This is a genomic window from Cellulophaga fucicola, from assembly GCF_900119145.1.
GTDB classification, from domain to species: Bacteria; Bacteroidota; Bacteroidia; order Flavobacteriales; family Flavobacteriaceae; genus Cellulophaga; species Cellulophaga fucicola.
Window position 1 is genome coordinate 582,237 of record NZ_FPIY01000001.1, and the last position, 26,662, is coordinate 608,898.

The 26,662-nt window shown below is 31.6% G+C and carries 24 protein-coding genes; 20 read left to right on the forward strand and 4 right to left on the reverse strand.

What is annotated here, in order from left to right:
* The first annotated feature begins 157 nt into the window (after positions 1-157).
* From BT107_RS02545 to BT107_RS02555, 3 genes are read left to right on the forward strand one after another with little or no spacing between them, the layout of a single operon-like run.
* The gene (locus BT107_RS02545; protein ID WP_072302182.1) at positions 158-1,132 is read left to right on the forward strand and encodes a YHYH protein; all 975 of its coding nucleotides are present in this window, start codon (positions 158-160) and stop codon (positions 1,130-1,132) included.
* A gap of 13 nt (positions 1,133-1,145) precedes the next feature.
* A complete protein-coding gene (locus BT107_RS02550) occupies positions 1,146-1,796 on the forward strand; it encodes a DUF6702 family protein (RefSeq protein ID WP_072302183.1) in 651 nt (216 codons plus the stop codon).
* 10 nt (positions 1,797-1,806) lie between these two features.
* A complete protein-coding gene (locus BT107_RS02555; RefSeq protein WP_072302184.1) occupies positions 1,807-2,577 on the forward strand; it encodes a hypothetical protein in 771 nt (256 codons plus the stop codon).
* 90 nt (positions 2,578-2,667) lie between these two features.
* On the opposite strand, the gene BT107_RS02560 is transcribed toward BT107_RS02555, so the two are convergent.
* Positions 2,668-3,405 carry an arylesterase gene (locus tag BT107_RS02560; protein WP_072302185.1) on the reverse strand — a complete coding sequence of 246 codons (738 nt, stop codon included), beginning with the start codon at positions 3,403-3,405 and terminating at the stop codon, positions 2,668-2,670.
* Between the two features lie 31 nt (positions 3,406-3,436).
* Here BT107_RS02560 and BT107_RS02565 point away from each other — a divergent pair, with 31 nt between their 5' ends.
* The 9 genes from BT107_RS02565 (at position 3,437) to BT107_RS02605 (ending at position 13,886) form a co-directional block, all read left to right on the forward strand.
* Entirely contained in the window at positions 3,437-4,126 is a 690-nt protein-coding gene (locus tag BT107_RS02565; RefSeq protein WP_072302186.1) for an ABC transporter ATP-binding protein, read from the forward strand.
* Between the two features lie 44 nt (positions 4,127-4,170).
* Positions 4,171-6,666, forward strand: a complete 2,496-nt coding sequence (locus BT107_RS02570; protein ID WP_072302187.1) for an ABC transporter permease — start codon at positions 4,171-4,173, stop codon at positions 6,664-6,666.
* Between the two features lie 163 nt (positions 6,667-6,829).
* A complete protein-coding gene (locus BT107_RS02575; protein WP_072302188.1) occupies positions 6,830-8,161 on the forward strand; it encodes a TolC family protein in 1,332 nt (443 codons plus the stop codon).
* A 10-nt stretch (positions 8,162-8,171) separates the two neighbouring features.
* Positions 8,172-9,377, forward strand: coding sequence for an efflux RND transporter periplasmic adaptor subunit (locus BT107_RS02580; protein WP_072302189.1), 1,206 nt, complete (start codon positions 8,172-8,174; stop codon positions 9,375-9,377).
* 6 nt (positions 9,378-9,383) lie between these two features.
* Entirely contained in the window at positions 9,384-10,127 is a 744-nt protein-coding gene (locus BT107_RS02585; protein WP_072302190.1) for an ABC transporter ATP-binding protein, read from the forward strand.
* A gap of 2 nt (positions 10,128-10,129) precedes the next feature.
* Positions 10,130-11,350, forward strand: coding sequence for an ABC transporter permease (locus BT107_RS02590; protein ID WP_072302191.1), 1,221 nt, complete (start codon positions 10,130-10,132; stop codon positions 11,348-11,350).
* Between the two features lie 5 nt (positions 11,351-11,355).
* Positions 11,356-12,393, forward strand: coding sequence for a sensor histidine kinase (locus BT107_RS02595; RefSeq protein ID WP_072302192.1), 1,038 nt, complete (start codon positions 11,356-11,358; stop codon positions 12,391-12,393).
* Between the two features lie 3 nt (positions 12,394-12,396).
* Entirely contained in the window at positions 12,397-13,125 is a 729-nt protein-coding gene (locus BT107_RS02600; RefSeq protein WP_211435259.1) for a LytR/AlgR family response regulator transcription factor, read from the forward strand.
* 170 nt (positions 13,126-13,295) lie between these two features.
* Entirely contained in the window at positions 13,296-13,886 is a 591-nt protein-coding gene (locus BT107_RS02605; RefSeq protein WP_072302193.1) for a DUF6515 family protein, read from the forward strand.
* Positions 13,887-14,063: 177 nt separating this feature from the next.
* Here BT107_RS02605 and BT107_RS02610 read toward each other — a convergent pair whose 3' ends face one another.
* Positions 14,064-14,807: an acyl-CoA desaturase gene (locus tag BT107_RS02610; RefSeq protein WP_072302194.1), complete on the reverse strand. Its 744-nt coding sequence runs from the start codon at positions 14,805-14,807 to the stop codon at positions 14,064-14,066.
* Positions 14,808-14,878: 71 nt separating this feature from the next.
* The gene (locus tag BT107_RS02615; protein WP_072302195.1) at positions 14,879-15,448 is read right to left on the reverse strand and encodes a Crp/Fnr family transcriptional regulator; all 570 of its coding nucleotides are present in this window, start codon (positions 15,446-15,448) and stop codon (positions 14,879-14,881) included.
* Positions 15,449-15,622: 174 nt separating this feature from the next.
* Between BT107_RS02615 and BT107_RS02620 the strand changes: the two genes are divergently transcribed.
* The 8 genes from BT107_RS02620 (at position 15,623) to BT107_RS02655 (ending at position 24,214) form a co-directional block, all read left to right on the forward strand.
* Entirely contained in the window at positions 15,623-17,293 is a 1,671-nt protein-coding gene (locus tag BT107_RS02620; protein ID WP_072302196.1) for a hypothetical protein, read from the forward strand.
* 76 nt (positions 17,294-17,369) lie between these two features.
* A complete protein-coding gene (locus tag BT107_RS02625; protein WP_072302197.1) occupies positions 17,370-18,365 on the forward strand; it encodes a hypothetical protein in 996 nt (331 codons plus the stop codon).
* 260 nt (positions 18,366-18,625) lie between these two features.
* Positions 18,626-19,888, forward strand: a complete 1,263-nt coding sequence (locus tag BT107_RS02630; protein ID WP_072302198.1) for a DUF2130 domain-containing protein — start codon at positions 18,626-18,628, stop codon at positions 19,886-19,888.
* Between the two features lie 198 nt (positions 19,889-20,086).
* Entirely contained in the window at positions 20,087-20,278 is a 192-nt protein-coding gene (locus BT107_RS02635; protein ID WP_072302199.1) for a cold-shock protein, read from the forward strand.
* A gap of 265 nt (positions 20,279-20,543) precedes the next feature.
* A complete protein-coding gene (locus tag BT107_RS02640; RefSeq protein ID WP_072302200.1) occupies positions 20,544-21,752 on the forward strand; it encodes a hypothetical protein in 1,209 nt (402 codons plus the stop codon).
* Between the two features lie 10 nt (positions 21,753-21,762).
* A complete protein-coding gene (locus tag BT107_RS02645; protein ID WP_072302201.1) occupies positions 21,763-22,287 on the forward strand; it encodes a hypothetical protein in 525 nt (174 codons plus the stop codon).
* A 17-nt stretch (positions 22,288-22,304) separates the two neighbouring features.
* Positions 22,305-23,264, forward strand: coding sequence for a DUF6175 family protein (locus BT107_RS02650; RefSeq protein WP_072302202.1), 960 nt, complete (start codon positions 22,305-22,307; stop codon positions 23,262-23,264).
* An 11-nt stretch (positions 23,265-23,275) separates the two neighbouring features.
* Positions 23,276-24,214: a hypothetical protein gene (locus BT107_RS02655; RefSeq protein WP_139254262.1), complete on the forward strand. Its 939-nt coding sequence runs from the start codon at positions 23,276-23,278 to the stop codon at positions 24,212-24,214.
* A 106-nt stretch (positions 24,215-24,320) separates the two neighbouring features.
* Here the strand turns inward: BT107_RS02655 and tamL are convergent, their stop codons facing one another.
* Positions 24,321-26,633, reverse strand: a complete 2,313-nt coding sequence (gene tamL / locus BT107_RS02660; RefSeq protein WP_072302204.1) for a translocation and assembly module lipoprotein TamL — start codon at positions 26,631-26,633, stop codon at positions 24,321-24,323.
* Positions 26,634-26,662: the final 29 nt, after the last annotated feature.

The following is a 26,662-nucleotide window of genomic DNA, read 5'->3' on the forward strand; positions in this document are numbered from 1 at the left end:
ATGAATAAAAAACCTCTTTTCTACATTTTATAAAATCTAAAAACGAGTACAACCAAGGTTTCACAGAAAACCTAGCAGCGTTTACAGAAAGTTACTATTTGGTACAGTATCTATACATAGATTTGAAATAAAAAATTATAACTCAATCTATAATAATATGAAACTAAAACTAATAAGCATATTTATAGCAACACTAGCTGCTGCTTGTAATAGCAACGATGATTCTAATACTACAACTAACTCAAATGATTTGGTTGTAAGTGTAGATCCTTCTTTATTTTTAACAAACTCAGGCAACGTAACTGTTACAAAAGTACCTTGTACTTTATCTGACGGTACAGTTACAGATTGTTACGAGATTGTAACAACAAGTACACCTACAGACCACGAAATGGGACCTTGGTGTCCAGAAAATATTGCTGATGACGCTTCTAAAGGCGGAATTTGGTTAGAAAATGGTGAAGTACACGATGTAGATGGTGCTTTTATAGAAAATATGGCCACTTTTTACAACGATACTAAATGGAAAATGTACGATGCCAATGGTGATATCTATACTACAGAAACCGAAGAAGATTGTGCCAATGCTGCCAACCCAAATGTTGGTGAGGAGTACGAGAATTTTTGTGTAGAGTGTTTACCATCTTATTTAGGAGAACTAACACAGACATATACAATACCAGTTACACCAGTAAAACAAAGTAGTACTTATAGTTTTGGTGGCCCTCCAGGACCTCCAGGTGCAAATGGAGCTGGCCCTTCTCAAAGAGGTGTAGCTTTTAATGGTGTTGTTTTTGATGCTCCGGCACCTACAGACGCTATTTTAGGCGCATATACTTTAGCACCTTTTGATGATGCAGGCGGACATATTAATTTAAACGCAGGTTACCATTATCACGCAACTACAGGAGTATCTACGCAAATTGCTCAAGAAGATGACCATGCGGCACAAATTGGGTACGCTATGGATGGTCACGGTTTATATGCACAATTAGATGCTAATAGTAAAGAACCTACAGATTTAGACGAATGTAGAGGGCATACAGATAGTGTTAGAGGATACCATTACCACGCAGATGCTCCAGGATCTAATAATTTTATAGATTGCCTTTACGGTGCTTACGTTAACTAAAAACAATACAACTATGTTTAAAAAATTGCTATGTATAGGTATGCTTTTGGTTGCATTAACTACTAAAGCACACCAAACAGATATTTCTACAACAATGTTGGTAGAAAAAGAAAATAATTCTTGGGTTTTGCAAATTAGCGCATCATTAACGGCTTTTCAGCAAGAAATAAGACTTCATTATGCAGATACACCTTATAAAACACCAGAGGAGTTTAAGCAAATGGTTCTAGACCATTTAAAAAAGAATGTAAGTTTTGTTTTTAACGGGTCAAATACTATTACGCTTAGCAATGGTTTTGTACAACTAGGACACGAGACAAAAGTAGTTTTTACGGTTGAAGGTGTACCAGCCAAACAAACCAAGTTATTGGTAAAAAACACAGCTTTTACAGACGTTTATAAAAGTAAAAGTGCTCTAGTAATATTAAAAAAAGGGTTTACAAAAGAGCGTTTTGTACTAAATGAAGCTAACAAACATAGGTTAGAGTTAAGAGCTCAGGATACTAATTTTGTGTTGAGTACAACACAGGAAGCAAGCATATTCTCTTATCAGAATTTATTTGTAATACTTTGTATTACAGGTATTGGTTTTATGGTAAAAAGAGTGTTTGTGGCTAAGGAAAACGAGGAGGTAGAGGACCACAAATTAAGAAGACTAAAATAAAGAAAACACTATGAAAATAAAATTAACAATCTTATATTTTTTAATCTGTACCGTTATTATAGCGCAGGATAAAGAAACGTTTACAGGAAGTGAAGATAATGTAGAATACAAAGCAATTTTTGACGGCAAAGATGTGTATGTAACATTACGCACAGAGTTTAAAGAAACTATGCAATCTATGTTACACCGTGGTTACACCATATATTTTGATGTAAAAGGAAAGAAAAAGAAGAACGTAAGCATACAATATCCTTTAAAGGCAGCAAGACCAGAAAAAGGTTCTAGACCAGAAAGAGGAGAACGTAGAGAAAATGATGAAAAAGGTGAGGAAAAAGGTCCAGATATAGCAAAAATGATTGAAAATACCCCTAAAAAGGCAAATTACACCTATTTTGATTCTTCTGAGGATTTTAATTTAGATATGAATAATTTGGGTATTGTAATGAATTATAGCTATGAAAATAGTGAAGTAGGTCCAATTTTAGAATATCATTTAAAAATACCAGCATCTAAAATATCTGAAGATACTAGAGATATGTCTAAATTATCTATTGGTATTGTTTCTACCAAACAAGAACAAAAGAAAAACGGACAACAATCTGGTTTTAGTATGGGAGGAAAACAACGCGGTGGCGGACAAGGCAGACCTCCTGGTGGAGGCGGTGGCCAAGGTGGTGCAGGAAGAGGTAGTGGCGGAAGACCTCCACAAGGGAATACTACAACAACTGAAGTAGAAAAAATAGATTTTTGGTTTAAGTTATATCCTAAAAAAATGAAATAAGAGAATAAACACTAACCATTACATATTGCAGAATATTTTATTTCTGAACCGATTACTTAATTGTAGTCGGTTTTTTTATGCTCTAACCCATTATTTTTTTATAATAGGTTCTAATACGGCCCAAACATTATTTGCTACTATTTTTTGACCTTTACTAGTAGGATGAATACCATCTTCTTGGTTTAATTCAGGAATACCACCAACATCTTGTAGTAAAAAAGGAATTAAATAAAGTTCATTTTGTTTAGCTAACTCAGGAAAAATAGTTTTAAACTCTGTACTATACTCCTGTCCCATATTTGGAGGCAATTGCATACCAGCTAATATAATTTTTGTTGTCGAATTTTTTGCTAGTACTGCATCTATAATAGCTTGTAAGTTTTTTCTTGTTTCTGATAAAGGCACTCCACGTAAACCATCATTAGCACCTAATTCTAATATAAAAACCTCTATTTTTTGATTTAGAACCCAGCTTATTCTGTTTTTCCCGCCAGCAGTTGTTTCTCCACTTAAACCAGAATTTATAACAGTATATCCCAAAGAAAGTGAATCTATTTTTGTCTGAATAATTGCTGGAAAAGCATCATTTACATCATCTAAACCATAGCCAGCCGTTAAACTATCTCCAAAAACTAAAATGGTTTTGGTGCTACTTTTTTCTTTAATAGCTTCTTCAGTTGCTTTCTCTTCGGGAAGCTTATTCTTAGAATTATCTGATTTACAAGCGAGTAGGAGTATTAAGAATGAAAAATAACAAAACTTTAGGAAAAGCTTTACTGCATTAACCTTTATATCTAAAATCATTTGATTATTTTTCAAATTCAGCATTTTTTTTGAAACATTATATTTAATAAGTACTATGGCAAAGATATTAAAGATTGACCAACTGGAGAAAACATATACAAGTGGTTCTAAAAATTTAACGGTATTATCTAATGTTTCTTTTGAAGTTGAAAAAGGCAGTATTTTTTCAATTGTTGGTCCTTCAGGAAGTGGTAAAACAACCTTATTGGGTTTATGCGCTGGTTTAGATTACCCAAGTGCTGGTAAAATTGAGTTATGTGGTAGTAATTTAGAAAACTTAGATGAAGATGAACGCGCGCAATTACGGAATAAAGAGGTTGGTTTTATTTTTCAGAATTTTCAATTATTACCTACACTTACTGCTTTAGAAAATGTAATTGTGCCTTTAGAGTTACAAGGTGATAAAAACGCCAAAAAGGTAGGTATGGAACTGTTAAAAAAAGTAGGACTAGGAGATCGATTTGATCATTATCCTTCGCAATTATCCGGTGGGGAGCAGCAACGTGTTGCGTTGGCCAGAGCTTTTTGCAACAAACCATCTATTTTATTTGCTGATGAACCTACAGGAAATCTAGATGAAGAAACAGGTGAAAAAGTTATTCAATTATTGTTTGAATTGAATAAAGAAGCTGGAACAACCTTAGTAATTATTACACACGATTTAGATTTAGCCAATAGAACACAACAAATACTACGATTAAAAGGAGGTAAAATTATGTCGAACGAAAAAACAATGGTAGGCTAATGAGTGTTTTCTCTTCAAAAACTTCAGTACAATGGCTGTTTAAAATGGCGTGGCGAGACGGAAAAGCTAGTCTTTCTAGATTAATGCTTTTTATGGCATCTATTATTTTGGGTATAGCTGCGGTTGTCTCCATTCAATTGTTTAGTGAAAATTTAAAACAAAATATTAAAAACCAGAGTAAAGCTTTAATGGGGGCTGATTTTATTATAGATAGTCGGCAACTCCCAAATGAAAAAGTTCAAGCTATAATAGATTCCTTAAATGTGGCAGCTTCAGAAGTTAATTTAGTTTCTATGGCAGCATTCTCCAAAAATGATAGAACAAAATTAGTGAAAGTACGTGCTATAGAAGGTGACTTTCCTTTTTATGGCACATTAGATACCGAGCCGGTCAGTGCTGCTGGAAATTATCAAGAATTAGGTGGAGCATTAGTCGATGCCACGTTAATGCTTCAATATAATTTAAAACCAGGAGATTCTATTAAATTAGGGAAAATCACTTTTCCTATTATAGGCGCTTTAAAAGCTATACCGGGAAGTACCGCTATTTCTACCTCTGTAGCACCACCTGTGCTTATTCCTTTTCGATTTATTGAAGATACTGAGTTGCTACAATTAGGAAGTAGAAAAGAATACCAATATTTTTTTATAGCACCACCTTCCATGGATTTGGAGGAGTTAGATAAAAAGATTGATCCTATTTTAGATGATGAAAATGCAGATTTAGATACTCATACAAGTACAAGTGAGCGTTTAGGGAGAAGGTATGATAACGTGAGTAAATTTTTAAATTTAGCTGCATTTATAGCACTTCTATTGGGCTGCGTTGGTATTGCAAGTTCTGTTCATATTTATATTAAAGAAAAATTAAAAAATGTGGCTGTTTTAAAATGTTTAGGAGCCACCAGAAAACAAACTTTTTTAATTTACCTAATACAAGTAATTGGTATTGGGGTAGTTGGTGGTATTTTAGGTGTTACTATTGGAATTGGATTGCAATATATCTTTCCGTATTTTTTACAAGATTTTTTACCTTTTGATGTGCAAATATCAATTACAATGCAACCATTAATAATGGGTATAAGCTTAGGTGTTTTAATGTCCGTCTTATTTGCTTTACTACCGTTATTAGGTACATGGTATGTTTCACCTTTAGAAGTTTTAAGAGGCACAGATGAGAACGTAGTAAAACCTAGAAAAGCTAGATTTTTTACGTTGGTAGCGATTTTACTTTTTATGTTTTTATTCTCTTTTTGGTTGTTGAAAAATGCTTTGTTTGGATTGGCTTTTACGGTAGGAATTTTAATTGTTTTCGCTATAATGGCAGGTATTTCGAACCTTTTTATGAACATTATTAGAAAGTATTTTCCGAGTAATTGGGAATTTACAGAACGTCAAAGCTTATTAAATTTATTTCGGCCAAACAACCAAACAATGGTGCTAATTTTAGCCATTGGTTTGGGTACTTTTTTAATAAGTACGTTGTATTTTACTAAAGATATTCTGCTAGCTAAAACTTCTATTGAAAACAGCTCGGACAATCCAAATATTATATTAATGGATGTGCAAACAGCACAAAAAGAAGCAGTTGTTAAAACTATAGTTCCTAAAGGTTTGAAAGTGATTGATAATATTACTATTGTAACAATGCGATTACATCAAATTAAAGATGCATTGGTAAATGATATTAGGAAAGATACAACTTCAACTATGAATCAATGGATTTTAAATCATGAATTTAGGGTAACTTATCGTGATTCATTATTAGATTCGGAAGAATTGTTAGAAGGAACTTGGACAGGAGAAAGAAGTGAGGGCGAACCTATTTTAATTTCAATATCAGATAATATTGCGCGTGATGCAGATTTAAAAATTGGAGATAAACTTGTTTTTAATGTACAAGGTGTTCTAATGGAAACCATTATTGGTAGTATAAGAAAAGTAGATTGGGGACGAATGCAATTGAATTTTTCAGTTGTATTTCCTAAAGGTGTTTTAGAGAATGCGCCTCAGTTTAGTGTTTTAACAACTAATGTTCCAAATGAAGCTATTTCTGCAGATTTACAGCGAGATTTAGTGGCTAAATTTCCAAGTATTTCAGTGTTAGATTTAAGACAAGTATACACTGTAATTGAGGATGTCTTAGATAAAATTTCTTGGATTATAAATTTTATGGCTTTCTTTAGTATTCTTACAGGAATTATTGTTTTAATTGGTTCAGTTAGGAATAGTAAATATCAACGAATTAAAGAAAGTGTATTATTAAGAACCTTAGGAGCTAAAAGCAAACAAATTTTACAAATTACAGCTTTAGAATATATTTATTTAGGGATATTAGGAAGCTTGGCGGGTATTTTATTATCGCTAATTAGCAGTCAGTTATTAGCAGTGTTTTTATTTAAGGAACCTTTTATTCCGTCACTTGTTCCTTTTTTAGTATTTCTTCCTGGTATTACTTTGTTAGTGTTAATTATTGGTTTAAGCAATATTAGAAGTGTATTAAAAAGTCCGCCATTAGAAGTATTGCGGAAAGAAGGTTGATAATTTTTGGTAGGTTATTATAATAACATATAGAACACTTAACAAAAAATCTCATCGATAGAATTGTGGGTTTAGTATAGTAATATGCCCAATACATCTATTACTGTTTACTAAGATTGTATATAGTTTCACCTTTGAAGTGTAAATCTAAAACACCTTAAATATGAAACTATATTTCATTTTAGCAAGCTTACTATTTGTGCAATTCTCTTTTGCCCAAGAAGCTTCTACTACCACAACACCAAAAGTTTGGTCTTTAGAAGAATGTATTGCTTATGCATTAGAAAACAACATTACAATTAAAGATGCTGTATTAGATAAAAATAGTGCAGCGGTAGATTATAGCAAATCTAAATCTGCTAGGTTGCCTAATTTATTTGGTAGTGCATCTCAGAATTTCTCTAGCGGTAATACCATAGACCCTATTACAAGTGATTATGTTACAGACCAAATACACAGTACTAATATTGGTATTAATAGTTCTGTGACTTTGTTTCAGGGAAAACAAATTACCAACCAAGTAAAACAAAGTAAACTGTTGTTAGAGCAACGTATTTACCAAGAAGAAATAGAGAAGAATAACATTGTTCTAAACCTTTTAGAAAACTACTTACAGGCATTATACAGTAAGGAAAACATTGCTATTGCAGAGAGTAATCTAGCAGCATCTGAAAAGGAAGTATTGCGAGCTAAAGCACGTTTAGATGCAGGTACAATCGCCTTAAACGACTATACAGAGGCACAAAGCCAAGCAGCTACTAATAAATACAATGTAATTTCGGCAAAAAACGAGTATCAGCAATATATAATTGTGCTTAAACAATTATTAGAATTACAACCTATACAAGAGTTAGAAATAGAAACAATATCTAATGAGGATTCTGCATTAAACTTAGAGCTTAATAGGGTAGAGCTGTATAATAAAGCGTTAGATTTTTTACCAGAATTAAGAGCAAGTACTGTAAATATTGCTGCCAATGAAAAGGAGTTGGCTATTGCAAAAGGTGGTTATTTACCAACACTTTCTTTAGTTGGGAGTATGGGATCTGGTTACACAAGTATAAACGATAATACCTTTACAGATCAGTTTAATATAAACTTTAACCAGAAACTGGGATTGTCCTTAAATATTCCAATTTTTAATAGAAACCAAACAAAAGCAGCGGTAGAAACGGCAACTATTAATATAGAAAAAGCCGAAATACAGAAACAAATTACCGAGAAAGAAATTTATAAAAAGGTAGAAACCACGTACCAAAACGCAGTGTCTGCTCAGGAACAAGTTATTGCTTCAGAGGCATCTAAAAATGCAGCAGAGGAGTCTTACAAACTAGCTCAGAAAAAATACGAGTTAGGAGGTTTAAGTACAACTGATTTAGTAATTAGTCAGAATACCTATACCAACGCACAACAGAATTATTTACAAGCCAAATATTTAAATATTTTGTATCACCAGTTGTTACAATTTTATCAAGGAAACGACATCAAACTTTAATATAAACAGTATGAAAAATAAGAAGAATATAATTATAGGCAGCATTGTATTAGTTGCGCTTGCTGTAGTGGCATTCACTTTTTTAAAGGGTGATGATGCTATTGTCGTAGAAGCAAAAACAGTAGCTGCAAAAAAGGCAAATGTAACAACAATGGTTACTGCAACAGGTACAATGGAACCTATTACTCAGGTAGAAGTTGGTACGCAAGTATCTGGAGTTGTAGAAAAAATATATGTTGATTATAACAGTATTGTAAAAGAAGGACAACTTATAGCGGAGTTAGATAAAACCAATCTTAACGCTTCTAAAATACAGGCACAGGCTGTGTATGATAATGCTGTTAACCAAAGAAACTATATGCAAAGTATTTACGACAGACAAAAAACCTTGTTTGATAGTCAGGTTATTAGCAGATCTGATTATGATGATGCTTTAAATAATTTGCAGACAGCAAAAGGGACGGTAACGCAACGTTATTCAGATTTGCAACAAGCAAGAACCAATTTAGGGTATGCCAATATATACTCGCCAATAGATGGTGTTGTATTGTCTAGAGCTATAGACGAAGGGCAAACGGTTGCAGCAAGTTTAAGTACGCCAACCTTATTTACCATTGCACAAGACTTAAAAGAAATGCAAGTAGAGGCAGATGTAGATGAAGCAGATATAGGACAAGTAAAAGAAGGGCAACGTGTAACGTTTACCGTAGATGCATATATAGGAGAAACGTTTGAAGGTGTAGTTACACAAGTACGTTTAGACCCAACTGTTACTTCTAATGTAGTAGCGTATACGGTTGTAATTAAGGCAGATAACCCAGATTTAAAACTGAAGCCGGGATTAACAGCAACTATTTCAATTTACACATTAGAATTAAATGATGTATTAACTGCGGAAGCTAAAGCCATCAACTTTAAACCAGAAAGAGAAGTTTTTGCAAGCTATAATTTACAACACCAATTACCAGAAAGTACGACTACGAAATCTAAAGAAGGAACAACACTATGGATATTAGAAAGCAATGGGGCAATTACTCCTAAAACAGTAACTCTAGGTGCTAGCGATGGTATAAATGTGCAGGTCCTAAGTGGAGTGTTAGAAGGAGAAAAACTAGTATATAGCTTAAAAGGTGTTGTTAAATCTGAAGCTAGTGTTTCCGGTAAAAGCGAAAGTCCGTTTATGCCACAAAAACCAGGAGGTAACAGGAAAAAATAGATAATCATGAGTAAAGCAATCATAAAAATAGAAGATTTAAAACGTGAGTTTACCATGGGAACTGAGACGGTTCATGCATTAAGAGGTATTTCGTTTGATATTAAAGAAGGAGAATTTGTGACTATTATGGGATCAAGTGGTTCTGGAAAAAGTACCATGCTTAACATTTTAGGATGTTTAGATCAACCAACGTCTGGAACCTATGAAATTGATGGTGTAAGAGTGAAAGACTTATCTAGAAATGAATTGGCAACTATTAGAAACGAGAAAATTGGATTCATTTTTCAATCTTATAATTTATTAGCAAGAACATCAGCTATTGAAAACGTAGAATTACCACTGTTATATAACAGTAAAGTATCTACAGAAGAACGTAGAAAACGTGCTATTGAAGCTTTAGAGAAAGTAGGATTAGGCGAACGATTGCATCATACACCTTCGCAGCTTTCGGGAGGACAACAACAACGTGTGGCTATTGCCAGATCGTTGGTTAATAATCCAGTAATGATTTTAGCTGATGAAGCCACAGGAAATTTAGATACAAGAACGTCGTATGAGATTATGGCGTTATTTCAGGAGTTAAATAAACAAGGGATTACAATCACATTTGTTACGCATGAACCAGATATAGCCACATTTAGTAGTAGAACTATTGTGTTAAAAGATGGTGAAGTGATGCAGGATTATGAGAATCATAATATTCAATCTGCAGCAAATGAATTGGCCAAATTACCTAAACAAGACGATTAATTATGAGACTATTAAATTTATTTAAAATCGCTACAAAAGCCATCATTCTTAATAAAACAAGAACCTTATTAACGATGCTTGGGATTATTATAGGTGTAGCCTCTGTTATTGCAATGTTAGCTATTGGCGAGGGCTCTAAAGAAAGTATACGTACTACTATTTCTAGTATGGGTTCTAATATGATAACTATAAAAGCAGGAGCAGATGTTCGGGGAGGTGTAAGGCAAGAAGCAAGTGTTATGGAATCGCTGACTTTAAGTGATTATGAAGCAATTAAAGCACAATCTACATTGTTAAGTTATAGTTCGCCAGTGGTAGATGGTAGAGGTCAGGTTATAAACGGTTCTAACAACTGGCCGTCATCTATATATGGGGTAAACCCAGAATACTTAAATATTAAAGTTGTGGGCTTACAAAGCGGTAGTATGTTTACAGATACAGAAGTGCAAACGGCAGCTAAAGTTGCTGTAATTGGACAGACTGTTGTAGAAAATGTTTTTCCTGATGGTCAAGATCCCGTAGGGCAAATGATTCGTTTTAATAACATTCCTTTTAAAGTAATTGGTGTTTTAGAGGAAAAAGGAGAAAACACCTTTGGTCAAGATCAGGACGATGTATTTATTGCGCCATATACAACGGTGCAAAAACGTATTTTAGCTATCGATCATTTAAATCAGATTATGTCATCTGCTATCAGTGAGGAAGATGCGCCAAATGCTGTTTTAGAAGTTTCTGAAATTTTAAGAGAACAACACAAATTAACAGATACTGATACAGATGATTTTACAGTACGTTCTATGGAAGAATTAATTTCAACCTTTAGTTCTACAAGCGAAATGCTTACTATATTATTAGTTGCAGTAGCTAGTATCTCTTTATTAATTGGCGGAATTGGAATTATGAATATTATGTATGTTTCTGTAAAAGAACGCACCAAAGAAATTGGCTTACGTATGGCAGTAGGAGGTAAAGGATCTGATATTTTAATGCAATTTTTAATAGAAGCTATTTTAATTAGTATTACTGGCGGAATTTTAGGTGTAATCTTAGGCTTAGGAGCAACCGTCTTTATAGAAAAATTCTTAAATTGGCCTACAAGCGTTGCAATGTATTCTATTGTAATTTCTTTTGTAGTGTGTGCTGTAACAGGAATCTTTTTTGGATGGTATCCTGCTCGTAAAGCATCTGCATTAGATCCAATAACCGCTTTACGTTACGAATAATAATTATGTATAAAAACAGAAAAATAACAGTCTTATCGCATATACTAGTTTGGTTACTTTTATTTAGTATGCCTTACTTATTGTCTTATGGTCAAGAACAAGAAGTTAATAGAGTTTTAGCACGCTTTTGGATACCGCTAGTGTTCTCAGCTATTATCTTTTACCTCAATTATTTTGTATTAATAGATCAATGTTTTTTTCCAAAGAAAATGGTATTGTTTATTACTATAAATGTAATTATTATTGCTTTTTTTCTGTTTTTAAAAGAATATATAGAAGATAATTTTTTTCAAGATATTATTAAAAAACGCTCTAAGGACAGTGTTAGATCTGGACCAACTTTTAAAATGGGAATCTATATACAAGTACTGTCCTATATGGCACCTTTGTTATTTTCAATAGCTATAAAATCTACAAAAAGATGGGCAAAAACAGAAGCAGAGCGTAAAGAAGCTGCTAATTTTAAATTAAAATCAGAGTTGCAACATTTACATTATCAGCTACAACCACATTTCTTTTTTAATTCTTTAAATAACATTTATGCTTTGGTAGATATTTCTCCAGAACAGGCAAAAACATCTATACATAGTTTAAGTAAACTAATGCGTTATATGTTGTATGAAACTAATGTAGAATTGATATCGTTGTCTAAAGAAATAGATTTTTTAAAAAAATACATAGAGTTAATGAAACTTCGTGTATCTGATAAAACAGTTGTAAATTATAGTTTTCCAGCAGAAGAAACAGGTATTAAAATAGCACCTTTATTATTTATTTCATTAATTGAAAATGCTTTTAAACACGGTGTATCTGCAAGTAAAAAGAGTACAATTAATATAGAAATGATTTGTAAAGAAAAGACGGTATATTTTACAATAAAAAATGATGATTTCCCTAAAAAGATAGATGATAAAAGTGGCTCTGGAATAGGACTTCCTAATATAGAAAAGCGCTTAGAGTTACTGTATCCAAAGAAATACAACTTTAAAACAACTCTAGAGAACAACCATTTTGTATCTCATTTAGAAATTGAAACCAACTAGATTATGAGCAATATAAAAATTACTTGTGTTATTGTAGATGATGAACCTATGGCGCTTAATTTAGTAAAAAGCTATGTTGAAAAAACCCCTTTTCTAGAGTTAAAGCAAAAGTGTAGTAGTGCAATTGAAGCTATGGAGTGTATTAAAAACGAACCTGTAGATTTATTATTTTTAGACATACAAATGCCAGATTTAACAGGCATAGAGTTCTCTAAAATGCTACCAAAAGAAACACGTGTAATATTTACAACTGCGTTTGATGAGTATGCTTTGGAAGGCTTTAAGGTAGAGGCTTTAGATTATCTATTAAAACCTTTTGATTATGCAGAATTTCTAGCAGCAGCAAACAAAGCAAGTACTTGGTTTTCGTTAGTAAAAGGAAAAAAACAATCTATAGTTTCAGAAGAAAAAGAATTCCTTTTTGTAAAATCTGAGTACAAGCAATTGCGAATTAAACTTGCAGACGTCTTGTATTTTGAAGGTTTAAAGGATTATATAAAGATATGGTTAAAGGACAATCCTAAACCTGTTTTAACACTTATGAGTTTAAAGTCTTTAGAAGAGGAGTTGCCAGAAACTAATTTTATGCGTGTTCATAGATCTTTTATTGTTTCCTTAAAAAATATAGATGTTATAGAACGTAGTCAGATTATTATTAACGACCAACGTATTACCGTTTCTGAACAGTACAAACCTCGATTTTTAGAGTTTATAACAAACAATTCGCTTTAATTAATTCCATTTAGACTTTATTACTTCTATGTAATTTGTGTATTCGTAGATACAATTAAGGCATCTATCTATTTGCTTTTTTTAAGACCTTTTTAGGGTATACTTTTAAACTATTGATAAGAAATAGAGTCTTATTAAAGTATAAAGTTTAACCTTAAAATGTATCAATTATGAAAAAATTAATTAAAAAATACATAGTACCTATAACTCTTTTGGTGGCGTTTACAACACAAGTTTCGGCACAAAGAAAACGTACTACTAAAGAAAAAACTGTAGTAACAACTACAACCACAAGAAGTACAACAAGTAGAAGAGTGCCAAGTACAAAAGTAACGTACAGAACACCTAAAAAGAAAGTTGTATCTGTAAGAACAGTACCTAATAGAACAGTTATAAAACATAGAGGGCAAGATTATTACTATGCTAATAATAGGTTTTATACACAATCTAGAGGTAGGTATATTGTAATTGCACCAAAAGTTGGATTTAGAATAAAAGTATTGCCTACAAACTATAAAAGAGTACGTTTTAACAATCACACTTATTTTAATGTACAAGGTATTTTTTACTCAGAAGTAAACAATGAATATGAGGTTGTAGATCCAGAAGTTGGTACTATTGTGTATGAGTTACCAGACGATTATGAAAAGGTAACCTTAGACGGACAATCGTATTACGAGTATGCTAATGTATTGTATGAAAAAGTACAAGTAAACGGAACAAGAGCCTATGAGGTTGTTGGTATTATAGATATGAACTAAGTTGGGTTTGTTTAGGTTAGTTCAAAAAAAAGGAGGATAATTATACGCTAATTATCCTCCTTTTATATTTTATTGTTTCTTCAAAAAAAATAACTTGAATAGACAAAATGTTTCTAATTTAGAATAGAAGTTTAGTTTTAGACACACCTACAAAAGTATTGCATAAAACTATAAAAACTATTTATTAGAAACTGTAATAGGCTTAAGTTTAATAACACCAACAGCATTTAGTATTTTAATAATCACGTAGGTAACATCTACCTCGTACCATTTTACACCAAAATTAGCTCTACTAGCATATTTATGGTGGTTATTATGGTAACCTTCACCCATCATTAAAAAATCGAACCTAAAAAGATTTTTGCTGGTGTTTTTCATTTTAAAGTTTACGTAGCCATAAATATGACCAAACCAGTTAATAATAACACCGTGTATTGGTGCCATTAAAAAAGCAATTGGTAATAATGCCCACTGCCAAACTGCTGTTGTAAAGTATGCGAAAAACAGAATATACAATGTTATCCAAAGCAATCTAGAAAATCTAGAACTCGCAAAGGCATCAAAAGCTTTCCATTGCGGCACATTTTTAGTAAAACGTTGGTCTATTTCAATGCGTTGTTTATTTATATCTTGGTATACTGTTTTTGTACGCCACATCATAGCAAATAAATTGGCATCATGAGATGGTGAATGTGGATCTTTTTCTGTATCTGTATATGCATGGTGCATACGGTGCATAACGCCATAACCATAGGCACTTAAATAACTAGAACCTTGAAAAATCCAAGTTAATACAAACGTAATACGCTCCATAGTTTTGGACATTGTAAATACTTGGTGTGCTGCGTACCTGTGTAAAAAGAAAGATTGAAAAAATAAACCTCCGTACCATAGTACTATAACAAAAATGACTACTGCCATAACTCTTTTTTTTTACAAAGGTAGACTGCTGTTTATCTAAAAACAATGAACCTAAGTCAATAAAAATGGGCTTATAGGCGCTTTCTTATACGACTAAGAGCTTGTGCCGTTATGCCAATGTAAGAACTTATGTACTTTAATGGAATTATCTTTAAAAGTTCTGGTCTTTCCTTAAATAATTTAAGGTAACGTTCTTCTGCGGTAAGGTTTAATAAATTCTGTTCTCGCTTAGATTTTAATAAAAATAAACGTTCTGCTGTTAACCTACCTATAAAATTGCCTATTTGTGTTTTGGCGTAAACCTCTTGTAAATCGTTATAAGTAATACTTAAAAGGGTAGTTTTAGAAAGTGCCTGTAGCTCGTATGCAGATGGTTGCTGCGTTAAAAAAGAATCGTATGCACTAACAAACTGATTGTCAAAACTAAAACCAAACGTAATTTCTTTATCCGGATTTTCTTTAGGTATAAACAAACGCACCACGCCAGTTTCTATAAAAGAGATATGATTTTCTATTTCATTAACCTTTAAAAAAACAGTCTTTTTAGCAATTACACGACGCTGTAATTTAGACGTAAAAAACTCCCAATCTTCATTAGAAATTGTTGCTATTTGATCTAAGTATGCTTTTATCTGGTCCAAACCTTTTAATCCTAGTAATTAAGCCTGCAAAGATAAGCATTACTGCTTTTTTGGCGTCAATTAAAAATTATAATTACAACGAATATAGATTGAGACTACTCAAATATATATGCACTATATATCTCTATAATAAATTGGTCTATTTTTGGTTACCACATTAAAGTGTATCATAGAATGAAAAAGTTTATTTATTTGAGTGCCATAATCGTTGTTTTTTCATCTTTTTTTTCGTGCAAAAAGGAGCTAACAGAACAGCAAAAAGTATTTTTAGAGTTTGCAGAACTAGAAAATACGTATGGAGGTTCTAATTACTATTATAATTTAGATTTACAGAGTTTTTATGAAGAAGAACCTGTTTTTTATGATAGTATTTTTGATATTAAAAAATTAGAAAAAGAATTACAACAGAACTTTACAATTCAGAAAGATGATAATTCTACCCTAAATTACAGCTACTCTAACATTAGTAACCCTTTACAATACCCGCATCAAGTAGTTTTTAAAGATGTTGTAGAAGATACTGTACATGTAGAATTCTCTGTTTTTAACCCAGATAGTTACGAAAAGTTTTCTTTAACAAAAGAAGATGTTGGTACTAAATTTATAAAAGATGGTTTAAATATTACGGTATTGGATGTAAGAAATGATGCAGCAACTTTAGTATTAGAAAATACAGCAAAAACTAACGATTATTCTTATACATACGGTAAACGTACAAATAGAGGAGACACTGCAGAGGAACCAATAGGTTATAAAAATAATTTATTTAGTGATGGTAATTATAAAAAACCAAATAAAAAAGGTCGTTTTACTGGGCTTAAAAACGATACATTAAAAGTTACTTTTGATAGGTTAAGTATTAGTGTTACAGACGAAAAAGGAAAAACCATTAAAAGTGATGGGAGTATTATAGATTTTAGACATTATTTATGGTACAGAAATAATGATATGCCTTATCCAGAGTTATTACAATCTTATTATAATTTAAGAGATAGGTATAAAGAAGAAAGTAAAGATCCAAACCATAAGTATAATCCGCTGTATGTAGTTAACCTTAGAGGTATGGGTAAAATTGATAAGTTAAACTTTTTTCTTCGTTCAAATAAGGGAAAAAAGGAAGTTTTAAATTTAAAACCAGTAGTAAATGAAGTGCTTGCTAGCACCGTTTTAAAGGAAGATAAATACATTGAAAAACCAGTATATAAAAAATTAGAACTTTTAACTAATTCTATTATAAAAAAGGAATTAAAAACACGTTTTGTGGCTTTAAACCAGGACAATAAATACAATTTATATACTTCATTACCTTCTAATTATGACAATCTTAATAAAATTTATGTAACAGATCTATATATAAAGACAGAAGGTAACGATTCTATAGAAGTTAATAGAATGGAAAGTTATTACAATGGTTTTTTAATAGGAAATCCAGAAAATATACAAAGTAGAACGTTTGAGATTCAAGACGATACTATTTCATATACAAAAGTAAGAGGCACAATAAGTGTAAGTAGGCAAAAAATTGAAGAAAAAGTTTATACGTTAGATAAACTACCTAAAACATATAGTTATGATAAGAGTACTAATTCTTTAGATGTAGAAGTAGATAACTCTTTAGGGCAATTCTTTTTATATGCATTTACAAATGAAGACTTGCAAACATCAATACCTTATTACGTGTTAGAGTCAGATCAAGAGAATCACGTAATTATAAATTTTAAAACTAAACCTAAAACAATAATTATTAGGCATAAACCTTATGATTGGAAATATTCTACAGATGATTATATAACAGAAGTTCCTTTTGAAATTAAAATACCGAGTAAAAACCTAAAAAAAGGGTAGCACATTTTTTATTAGTAGAATAAAAATGACTATAAATAGAAAAACACTATTAACAAGAATCATAAATAATTTAAAGATGAAAAAATACATTGGCTTATTAGTACTTATTTTTAGTATTAGTTCACAAGCTCAAGATTATAGAGAAATAGTACCGTTTCAGTACAAAGGTAAATGGGGAATTGTAGATTCTTTAGCTAATGAAATAGAAGCACCTAATTATGAAAGGCTAAAGTTATTTAATGACTTTACTTATGCCGAGTTTGATGGTAAAGATTTATTTAATTTAAAAACAGGAGAAAAATTTAAATCACCTGGGCATTTTAAGGCAACTTTAAATTTAGAAAACCAGACTTATTATTTATTCACCAATGATAAAAACTCAGTTTTAATAAATTTTGATACAAACGATACCATTCAGCTTTCTAGAAAATATGATTATGCAACAATAGTTCAATTGCATGATATAAATGGAAACAAAACAAATAGTATTATAAAACTTTCTTTAGGAAATTATAAAATGATACTTGCTAAGAATGATAAAAAACTAACTCCTTTGACTAATTTAGAATACGGAGATAGTGATGTAGAAATGATAAATAAAAGTGGAGACGCTGTTGGTTTTGTTATCAAAAATAAAGGGTATTATACTTTTTATAATGACAAATACGAAATACTTAAAAAAGCCAAAGTACAACCCAATACAGATGAGAATAATCTTGATTTTATAGATGAAGTTGTTACAAAACAATTACCAACTATATACAATACATATGTAGAGTCTACAGAATCTTACAGTAGTGATATTTGGGACGATTCTTGGGATTTAACTCCTTATGTGGCAGAACCTAATGTAGTAAGTGATTATTATATAACAGGGAACGGAAATTCATTTTTTATAGCAAATAAGAAGGACCAAAGCAAACAGCTGAAAATATATACAAAAACTTATAGTTATAGTAAATCTTATGAAATGATAGCTATTAGAGAAACAAAATCTAGCTTCTTTTTTGATTCTAGATATATGAATTTATCACGTATATTATTCCCTGAAAAATACTTAAAGCAAGAATAGTAAGCTATTAGAATAGTATTTGTTGTTATACAAGAAACCCAATCTTTAAAATTAGAAGATTGGGTTTTTAGTTTAGTATAGAATACAGATATCCGTAATCTAAATGGTATTAAAGGTGGTAACTTTATATGCTTACTTTAAATAGTGACATAATTTATTTAATATTATACGCACATATAAATATATTTAATAAAAGTATTTTATAGTTTTACTACATAGTAATAAGTTACACTTTTTCAAGCAGAATAGAATTCCATAATATGAAGAACGAAAATCAGATTAAATGCCCTAATTGTGGTACATCAATAGATGTTCAAGACATTTTATCGCATCAACTAGAAGAAGAAATAAAACAAAAATATCAGTCTCAAATAGCAGAAGAGAAAAGAAAATACCAAGGAGAGCAAGAGAAACTGAAACAAGAGAAAATAGTTTTTGAGCAAAAGAAAAGACAAGAAAATGAATTGTTTCAAGAACGATTAGAAAATCAGCTTAAAGCAGATAAAAAGGAAATAGAAGCTAAATTAAAGCTAAAATTAAAGGAAGAGCAGTCTGAACAGTTTAGTGCCTTGCAAAAGGAATTGAACGAAAAATCTGAACAAGTAAAAGAACTAAACAAATCTAAAGCGGAAATAGAGAAGCTAAAGAGAGAAAAGTCTGAGCTAAAGGATGCAGCAGAAGCAGATGCTCAGAAAAAATTAAATGAAATTCTTATTTCTGAAAAAGAGAAGATTAAAAAATCTGAAGAAGATAAAAACGAATTGCGTTTTAAAGAAATGCAAAAACAGTTAGAAGACCAGAAAAAGCTTACTGAAGAAATGAAACGTAAGCAAGAGCAAGGTTCTATGCAGTTGCAAGGAGAAGTACAAGAATTGGCAATAGAGGAGTGGCTAGCATCACAATTTCCATTAGATACTATAGAAGAAATAAAAAAAGGAGCTAGAGGCGGAGATTGTATACAAATTGTACATACTAGAACAGAGCAGAATTGTGGTACTATTTACTATGAGAGTAAAAGAACCAAGGATTTTCAGCCAAGTTGGATAGAGAAGTTTAAAGCAGATATTAGAGATAGAGGGGCAAATATTGGAGTTCTAGTTACAGAAGTTATGCCGTCTGATATGGACCGAATGGGCTTAAAAGACGGAATCTGGATTTGTAATTACGAAGAATTTAAAGGATTGTGTACTGTGTTAAGAGAAGGCATTGTGCAGGTAAACAATGCTATAATGACCCAAGAGAACAAAGGCGATAAAATGGATTTGCTTTATGATTACCTTACCAGTAATACATTTAGAATGCAGATTGAAGCTATTGTAGAAGGGTTTACACAAATGAAATCTGATTTAGAAAGTGAAAAGCGTTCTATGCAACGAATTTGGAAACAAAGAGAGAAGCAAATAGATAAGGTTGTAACCAATACTATAGATATGTATGGTTCTATTAAAGGTATTGCCGGAAATGCCATACAATCTGTAAAAGCGCTGGAGTTGCCTGGTTATGATGAGGAATTAGACATGTAACTTGTTTATACTCTTTTATTTAAATAATATGAAGAAGTGTAATTAGTAAAATTAAATATTTTTTAAAGTATTGATTTTTAGTGTGTTATAAATTAAAAGTGTTTTGTTTTTAACTTAAGCAACTATTATGTAGTCTTTCTAGTTTATTTGGCACTATCTTTGTAATCTTATTATCAAATTATTAATTACAATATTATTATGAGTAAAGGAACAGTAAAATTTTTCAACGACACAAAAGGATTCGGATTTATAACTGAAGAAGGAGTAGACAAAGATCATTTTGTACACATTTCAGGATTAGTAGATGAGATTCGCGAAGGTGACGAAGTTGAATTTGATTTACAAGAAGGAAACAAAGGATTAAATGCAGTAAACGTAAAAGTTATCTAATTATATATTTCAAGTTTTTTAAAAGCCCATCAATTTATTGATGGGCTTTTTATTTTTATATACCTCACCTACAATACCCAATATTATACTTCCTTAAAATTACAATAGTACACTTCAATTATTTAATAAGTTAAAAAGCATTACGAATAAAGATTAAAGAGATACGAATATATATGCGTCTTATAATCTTCTAGCCCTCCATTCTATATTTACATCATATATAGAAATGCTTTAAACAACAAACTATTAATTTAAATAATTACCTATGAAAAAAACAATACTATGCTTATTAGTATCTGTAAGTACTTTTGGAAGCTATGCTCAGGAAAAAACTGACGTAGTGTATAGAAGAAGCTCTCTGTTTACTGTTATGGTTACAGATGAAGATAGAAAATATGCAGATGTTATTGAAGAAGCTTTTATCTCGGCAGATATACCGGAAAAGTTTAATAACCACAACATCGATTTAAGAACAATGCCTAAGACTTACGATTCTTCATCTTCTAAAGAAGAAATCAAGGCAGCTCAAAAAATTGCTATTCAAGAATACTTTTCAAAAAATAACATTGCAAAAGCAGTTGTAGCTAAATGGTTTAATAGAAGTGCAAAAGGCGGATTTAATATGGATCTTATTTCTGAAAGAGGATCTTATAATGCTACAGACTTAGATGTAAAGATTGCTAAAAGCAGTGAAAGAGGTTTGGCTTTATTAGCAGATGCTGGTGAAGAGCTTATTAAAACCACTTTTGTTGTAGTTAACGATTTTGACTATATAAGTAAAGAAGAAGTAGCAGAAAAAGCAAAAGCAGGATTAGGATTTGCATCTAGCTTAACCGGTAATAGTGGTTTAGGTAATAAAATTGCAAATAAAACTCTTGATGTTGCTGGTAAAGGATATGTAATTAAAACAACATCTAACCTATACAAATTGGTTTGGGACGAAGAGACTGCAGCTATTTTTTACAATGACTATTGGAATGATGATTCTGATATAGATCAAGCAAAAAAAGTTGCTTTTGAAGAATCTGATATTTTTAAGTTAGAATTAGTTGGTACAGAAGTAGCTTGGGCAGATTTACAAGCAACATCTTTTACTAGAAAAAGTGAAGAACAATTAGTTGCAGTTGCAACAGTTAAAGCTGTTGATGCTGTAATTGCAAAATTGCAAAGAAAATACGAAGTGTTTAGAACTAAGACACCTTTACAAAGTGGAGATCCTTTAGCTGCTAAAATTGGACTAAAAGAAGGCCTAGAAGCTGGTGATAAGTACGAAGTTTTAGAACAAACTATAGATAAAAACGGAAAAACATTTTACAAAAGACAAGGTATTATTAAGGTTGATAAAAAACAGATTTGGGACAACCGTTTCTTAGCTGGTGAAGAAACTGATGCACCTAAAGATGCAAAAGAATATACTTTATTTAAAGGTGGTAAAAATTACTACTCAGGAATGTTAATTAGACAAATTAATTAAACGCAATACAATGAATAAATTTATATCAAAAATTGGCGTAATAGCAGTACTATTAGTATGCTTTAGCTTTAATGCCAACGCACAACGCAAAAAGGCAAATAGAGATACTAAAGAGTGGAGATATGATGTGGAATGCGAAGGCATTGCAAAGCAAGGATCTAAGCTAGTAAAAGTTTGGTCGTACTCTAAAAACCCAAAGTTTGCTATTGAGCAAGCAATGAAAAATGCTGTACACGGTATGGTTTTTAAAGGATATTCTGGCGGAGGTAATGGTTGTACTTCGTTTAAACCATTAGTTACAGACGTAGGAGCAGAGAGTGAGCACGCTGTATTTTTTGCAGATTTCTTTAAAGATGGTGGCGAATTTAGAAAGTATGTTACAGCAGCAGCAGATGGTAATATAGCACCTGGAGACCGTTTAAAAGTTAGCAAAAAAGAATATAAAATAGGAGTGGTTGTTAATGTTTCCACAGATCAATTAAGAAAAGCATTAGAAGCAAAAGGAATAATTAGAGGTTTAAGCTCAGGATTTTAATCATAAAAAATAAAATAATGAAAAAGAATATTATCGCACTTGTTGGTTTTTTAATGCTAGCAGTATCATTCAGTTTTGCTCAGGCAAAAAAACCAACAATAATGGTTGTACCTAGTGATGTTTGGTGTAATCAAAACGGATATATGTTAAGTTATAATAACCAAGGAACAATTGTAAAAATTCCTGATTATAAAAGAGCTTTTCAAGAAAATGCACAAGTACTACAAGTAATTAGTCAAATTAATGGTATGATGGCAGAAAGAGGTTTTCCTCTTAAAAATATGGAATCAGCTATTAAAACATTAGAGTCTAATGCAGCAGAAGACAATATGCGTTCTTCTAAAGATTCTGGTAGTGGCGTAAGTGAAAGTCCAATAGACGCACTTAAAAAAGTTGCTAAAGCAGATATTATTATGCAGTTAACTTGGACAATTAATAAAACAGGTCCTAAAAAGTCTATTAACTTTAATTTACAAGGTTTAGATGCATATACAGACAAACAAATAGCTACAGCATCTGGTACAGGAGCACCTTCTTTTGCTGCAGAAGTACCAGTTTTATTATCAGAGGCAGTATTATCTCATATGGATAATTTCTCTAGTTCTTTACAAACGCATTTTGATGATATGTTTGAAAACGGACGTGAGATTATCATTAGAATCCAGAAATGGGATGATTGGGATGGTGATTTAGAAACTGAATTTGGTGACGATGACGAAGAGTTAGGAATTGTTATTGAAGATTGGTTAGCAGATAATGCAGTTAAAGGTAGATTTAACACTACAGATATGACAGCAGATATGGCTTTATTTGAGCAAGTTAGAATTCCTCTTTTTAATGAAAAAGGAAGAGCTATAGATGCTAGAAGATTCGTTAGAGAATTAAGTAAAAAATTAAAAGATGCTCCTTTTGGAATTCCTAACAAAGTTGTTATGAAAGGTTTAGGTAGAGCAACAATTATACTAGGAGGTAAATAAAACATAGAATTATGAAAAAATTATTATACATACTATTGTTTTCTGTTGCAGGCTCAATGGTTGCTCAAGAAAAAATTAATACAGATGGTATTGCCTTGGCTACCTATGTACCACAACAAATTGAAAATGTACCAGCTTCTGCAAGAAAAATGCTTGTAAACAGATTGGCGCAGATTATTACTAAAAACGGAATTAGTGAAAACCCATACAACTCTAGGTTTGTATTGGTACCTAATGTTACTGTTTTAAGTAAAGATGTTACAGCAACTGCACCACCAAAAATAGCATTAAATTTAAACGTTACGTTATATATTGGCGATGGTATTGAAGGTACAATATTTGCTAGTGAGTCTATAGAATTAAAAGGTGTTGGTACTAATGAGACTAAAGCGTATATGTCAGCTATTAAAAGACTTTCGCCTAAAAATGCTCAGGTTTTAGAATTTGTAGAAGCAGGTAAAACAAAAATTATAGAGTACTATAATGCTAACTGTTCTAACATTCTTAAAAAGGCATCTGCTTTAGAGTCTCAGAATCAATTTGAAGAAGCATTGGTTTTATTAACTACTGTTCCTGAAGCTAGTACTTGTTTTGATAAAGTAAAATCTAAAATTAAAGTATTATACCAAAAGAGTATTGATAGAGATTGTAAGCAAAAGCTTTCTGAAGCAACAGCGATATGGTCTGCAAATCAAGATTTAAATGCTGCTAACGAAGCAGGAGCTATTTTAGCTAGCGTTGAGCCACAAGGTTCTTGTTATGGTCAAGTAAAGTCATTATATGCTAAAATTGCAGCTAGAGTTAAGGATGTAAGCGATAGAGATTGGAAATACCAGTTAAAAGTTTTAGACTTAAATGAAACTTACATTAAAGCAGCTAGAGATGTTGGTGTTGCCTACGGTAAAAATCAGCCTCAGAATGTAAATTACAATGTAAGAAGTTGGAGATAATCGTATTTTTTTATAAGATAGATTAGTTTGTTTAGAAAGGCCTATCAATTTATTTTGATGGGCTTTTTGTTTTATATAAATGAAGAATTAAAGTTTTATATTCACTTTAAAAAGGGTATCCAATAGCAAAGTTGAACATTAGATTATCATCTCCACCATCAAAAAAAGGAATTCTACTACGTTCTCCTTCTGTAAGGTAAGGTACTCTAAATGGAGATGCTAAATCTAAACGAATTACAAAACTTTGTACGTCTACTCGCAACCCAAAACCAACTCCTGCTCCCAATTCTCTAACCCAATCACTGCCAAATTTACCTTCACTTTTTAATTGCTCGTTAAAAGCGATTCCTTCTGCAGTTTCATCATCAGATATTTCTGGGTCATAGGTTAACCAAACATTACCAGCATCAGCAAATAAAGCTCCTTTTAAGTAAGAGAAAATAGGAAAACGATATTCTAAGTTTGCTTCTAAACGCAGGTTACCAGACTGATCAAAATAAGAAGAACTATTATCCTCTGTAGAAAAAGTTCCAGGACCTAAAGAACGAATACTAAAAGCTCTAACACTATAAGGTCCGCCAGAAAAGTATTGTTTTACAAATGGTAAGGTAGTAGAGTTGCCATATGGTAATCCCCAACCAGCAAAAGCTCTTGCTATAAATGTTTGTTCATTTTTCCATTTAAGATAGTATCTAAAATCTACATCTAATTTTGCATACTGTGCATAATCTAAACCAAAAGCAGTTTCTTTTCCGCCATTTAAAAGATGTAAGGCGTTACCAGCGATATCAAAATTTGCAGAGATGTAAATGGGTTTGGATATATTTTCATCTACCAATTCGTTATAGGTAAATTTATAATTAAGTCCGGCTATAAATTGTTGTTCAAAACTGCTTTTTAGATACGGATTATCATCTAATATTTCTTCAAACTCAGTGGTAGTGTTTGTTAAGTTTACATAGTTTATACTTATAGGATTTAGCTCGTGATACACATAGTTATTGGCTTTCCAGATGTAACCAAAAGAAGTATTAAAAGATGTTAGCGTGTATAATTTACTTCGATCTAAAAAATCTGCACCCAAACTAATTTTTGTTTTAGGTACATTGTATTTAAACCTACTTGGAGAAAAAGGTACTAATCTAGGAATAATTAAATCTGTTTTTAAACCACCAGCAATACTACTAAGCCCAGAATCGCTACTGCCAGAAAGTTGAGTTTCGTAAGAAAAACTACCTGTTATGCTTAACGTTTCTCCGCCTCCAAAAACATTTCTATTGTTGTATGACAATGAAACACCTGGGCCAGCAAACCCATTAGATTTAGTAACACCTTGCAATTCTGCTCGTAAAGACCTTTTTGTTAACGGAGATAAGTAAATATCCATATCTAAAGAACCAGAACCGTCTGCAATTGCTGTAGTATCTTTTTCTTTAAATTGAATGTTTACAAATTTGTAACTCCCTATAGAAGATAGTCTATTACTTGTAAGTCTAGCTGTATTTGCATTGTACTTTTGTCCTTTTTCAAAAAGAATATAAGGTTGCAATTGTTCTGGTTTAAAAAACTCATTGCTCTGTACAAATTTAATACCGTTTACAATACTTGTTTGGTTTACAGTAGCAGTATCGCCAATAACATATTTAGGGTACACTGTAATAGAATCTATAGTGTAGGGTATGGTAGACTTTGGAGGCGTATTTTTCTTTAAACGAAGAAAAAGGTCAAATTTAGACGTATCGTATCTATTGGTATCTGCTTCAAAAATTAGAAAATCTGAGTTAAAATTGTAGTATCCTCGCTGTTTTAGTCGATTATCTATACGTTCTCTCTCAAATTTCATTAATTCTAAATCAAATCTATTTCCAGGTTTAATTTTAGTATCGGCTAATATTTCTTGTATTTCAGCATAAATAGGTAATGAATCTTTGTCTAGTTCAAATTTTTCTAAACGGTAGGGACGTGGCAAGTTAGTGGTATAGGTTACGCCAGCATATTTTTTAGTGCTATCTATTTTAGACTTTACTTTGCTGTAAAAAAAGCCTCTGTTATCTAATCTGTTTAATATTAGTTTTTCTACACGTTTAGGATCTACATCTGACAAAAAAACAGGTTCTTCTCCAAACTTTTTATTCAGCCATTTATTAATAAATCCGGGTTTTTCTTTTTGTGCTTTGTAGTGATAATATAAACCTAAGTTGCTGCCAAGAAATTTAGAATTTGGTTGAAGCGGTATTAATGTATTTAGCTCTTCTTTTACTATTTTGGTTGCTATGGTATCTTCTTCAGTTTCTACTATTATTTTAGACCCTGCATATAATATTTCATCTTCAGGTATAAACTTAGCTACGCTACAAGAATAGCAAACCACTAGTGTTAGCAGAATAAAAATATAACGGTATGGTGCGTTTTTTTTCAAATTAAAGTATGCTTTATTGTTTAGGATTA

Bases quoted from the DNA above. Each gene is read 5' to 3' on its own strand.
- BT107_RS02645 (WP_072302201.1), top strand. From the start codon at position 21,763: ATGAATAAATTTATATCAAAAATTGGCGTAATAGCAGTACTATTAGTA.
- BT107_RS02655 (WP_139254262.1), top strand. From the start codon at position 23,276: ATGAAAAAATTATTATACATACTATTGTTTTCTGTTGCAGGCTCAATG.
- BT107_RS02600 (WP_211435259.1), top strand. From the start codon at position 12,397: ATGAGCAATATAAAAATTACTTGTGTTATTGTAGATGATGAACCTATG.
- BT107_RS02605 (WP_072302193.1), top strand. From the start codon at position 13,296: ATGAAAAAATTAATTAAAAAATACATAGTACCTATAACTCTTTTGGTG.
- BT107_RS02570 (WP_072302187.1), top strand. From the start codon at position 4,171: ATGGCGTGGCGAGACGGAAAAGCTAGTCTTTCTAGATTAATGCTTTTT.
- BT107_RS02545 (WP_072302182.1), top strand. From the start codon at position 158: ATGAAACTAAAACTAATAAGCATATTTATAGCAACACTAGCTGCTGCT.
- BT107_RS02590 (WP_072302191.1), top strand. From the start codon at position 10,130: ATGAGACTATTAAATTTATTTAAAATCGCTACAAAAGCCATCATTCTT.
- BT107_RS02565 (WP_072302186.1), top strand. From the start codon at position 3,437: ATGGCAAAGATATTAAAGATTGACCAACTGGAGAAAACATATACAAGT.
- BT107_RS02595 (WP_072302192.1), top strand. From the start codon at position 11,356: ATGTATAAAAACAGAAAAATAACAGTCTTATCGCATATACTAGTTTGG.
- BT107_RS02610 (WP_072302194.1), bottom strand. From the start codon at position 14,807: ATGGCAGTAGTCATTTTTGTTATAGTACTATGGTACGGAGGTTTATTT.
- BT107_RS02575 (WP_072302188.1), top strand. From the start codon at position 6,830: ATGAAACTATATTTCATTTTAGCAAGCTTACTATTTGTGCAATTCTCT.
- BT107_RS02550 (WP_072302183.1), top strand. From the start codon at position 1,146: ATGTTTAAAAAATTGCTATGTATAGGTATGCTTTTGGTTGCATTAACT.
- BT107_RS02555 (WP_072302184.1), top strand. From the start codon at position 1,807: ATGAAAATAAAATTAACAATCTTATATTTTTTAATCTGTACCGTTATT.
- BT107_RS02635 (WP_072302199.1), top strand. From the start codon at position 20,087: ATGAGTAAAGGAACAGTAAAATTTTTCAACGACACAAAAGGATTCGGA.
- BT107_RS02620 (WP_072302196.1), top strand. From the start codon at position 15,623: ATGAAAAAGTTTATTTATTTGAGTGCCATAATCGTTGTTTTTTCATCT.
- BT107_RS02650 (WP_072302202.1), top strand. From the start codon at position 22,305: ATGAAAAAGAATATTATCGCACTTGTTGGTTTTTTAATGCTAGCAGTA.
- BT107_RS02560 (WP_072302185.1), bottom strand. From the start codon at position 3,405: ATGCTGAATTTGAAAAATAATCAAATGATTTTAGATATAAAGGTTAAT.
- BT107_RS02585 (WP_072302190.1), top strand. From the start codon at position 9,384: ATGAGTAAAGCAATCATAAAAATAGAAGATTTAAAACGTGAGTTTACC.
- BT107_RS02580 (WP_072302189.1), top strand. From the start codon at position 8,172: ATGAAAAATAAGAAGAATATAATTATAGGCAGCATTGTATTAGTTGCG.
- BT107_RS02640 (WP_072302200.1), top strand. From the start codon at position 20,544: ATGAAAAAAACAATACTATGCTTATTAGTATCTGTAAGTACTTTTGGA.
- BT107_RS02630 (WP_072302198.1), top strand. From the start codon at position 18,626: ATGAAGAACGAAAATCAGATTAAATGCCCTAATTGTGGTACATCAATA.
- BT107_RS02625 (WP_072302197.1), top strand. From the start codon at position 17,370: ATGAAAAAATACATTGGCTTATTAGTACTTATTTTTAGTATTAGTTCA.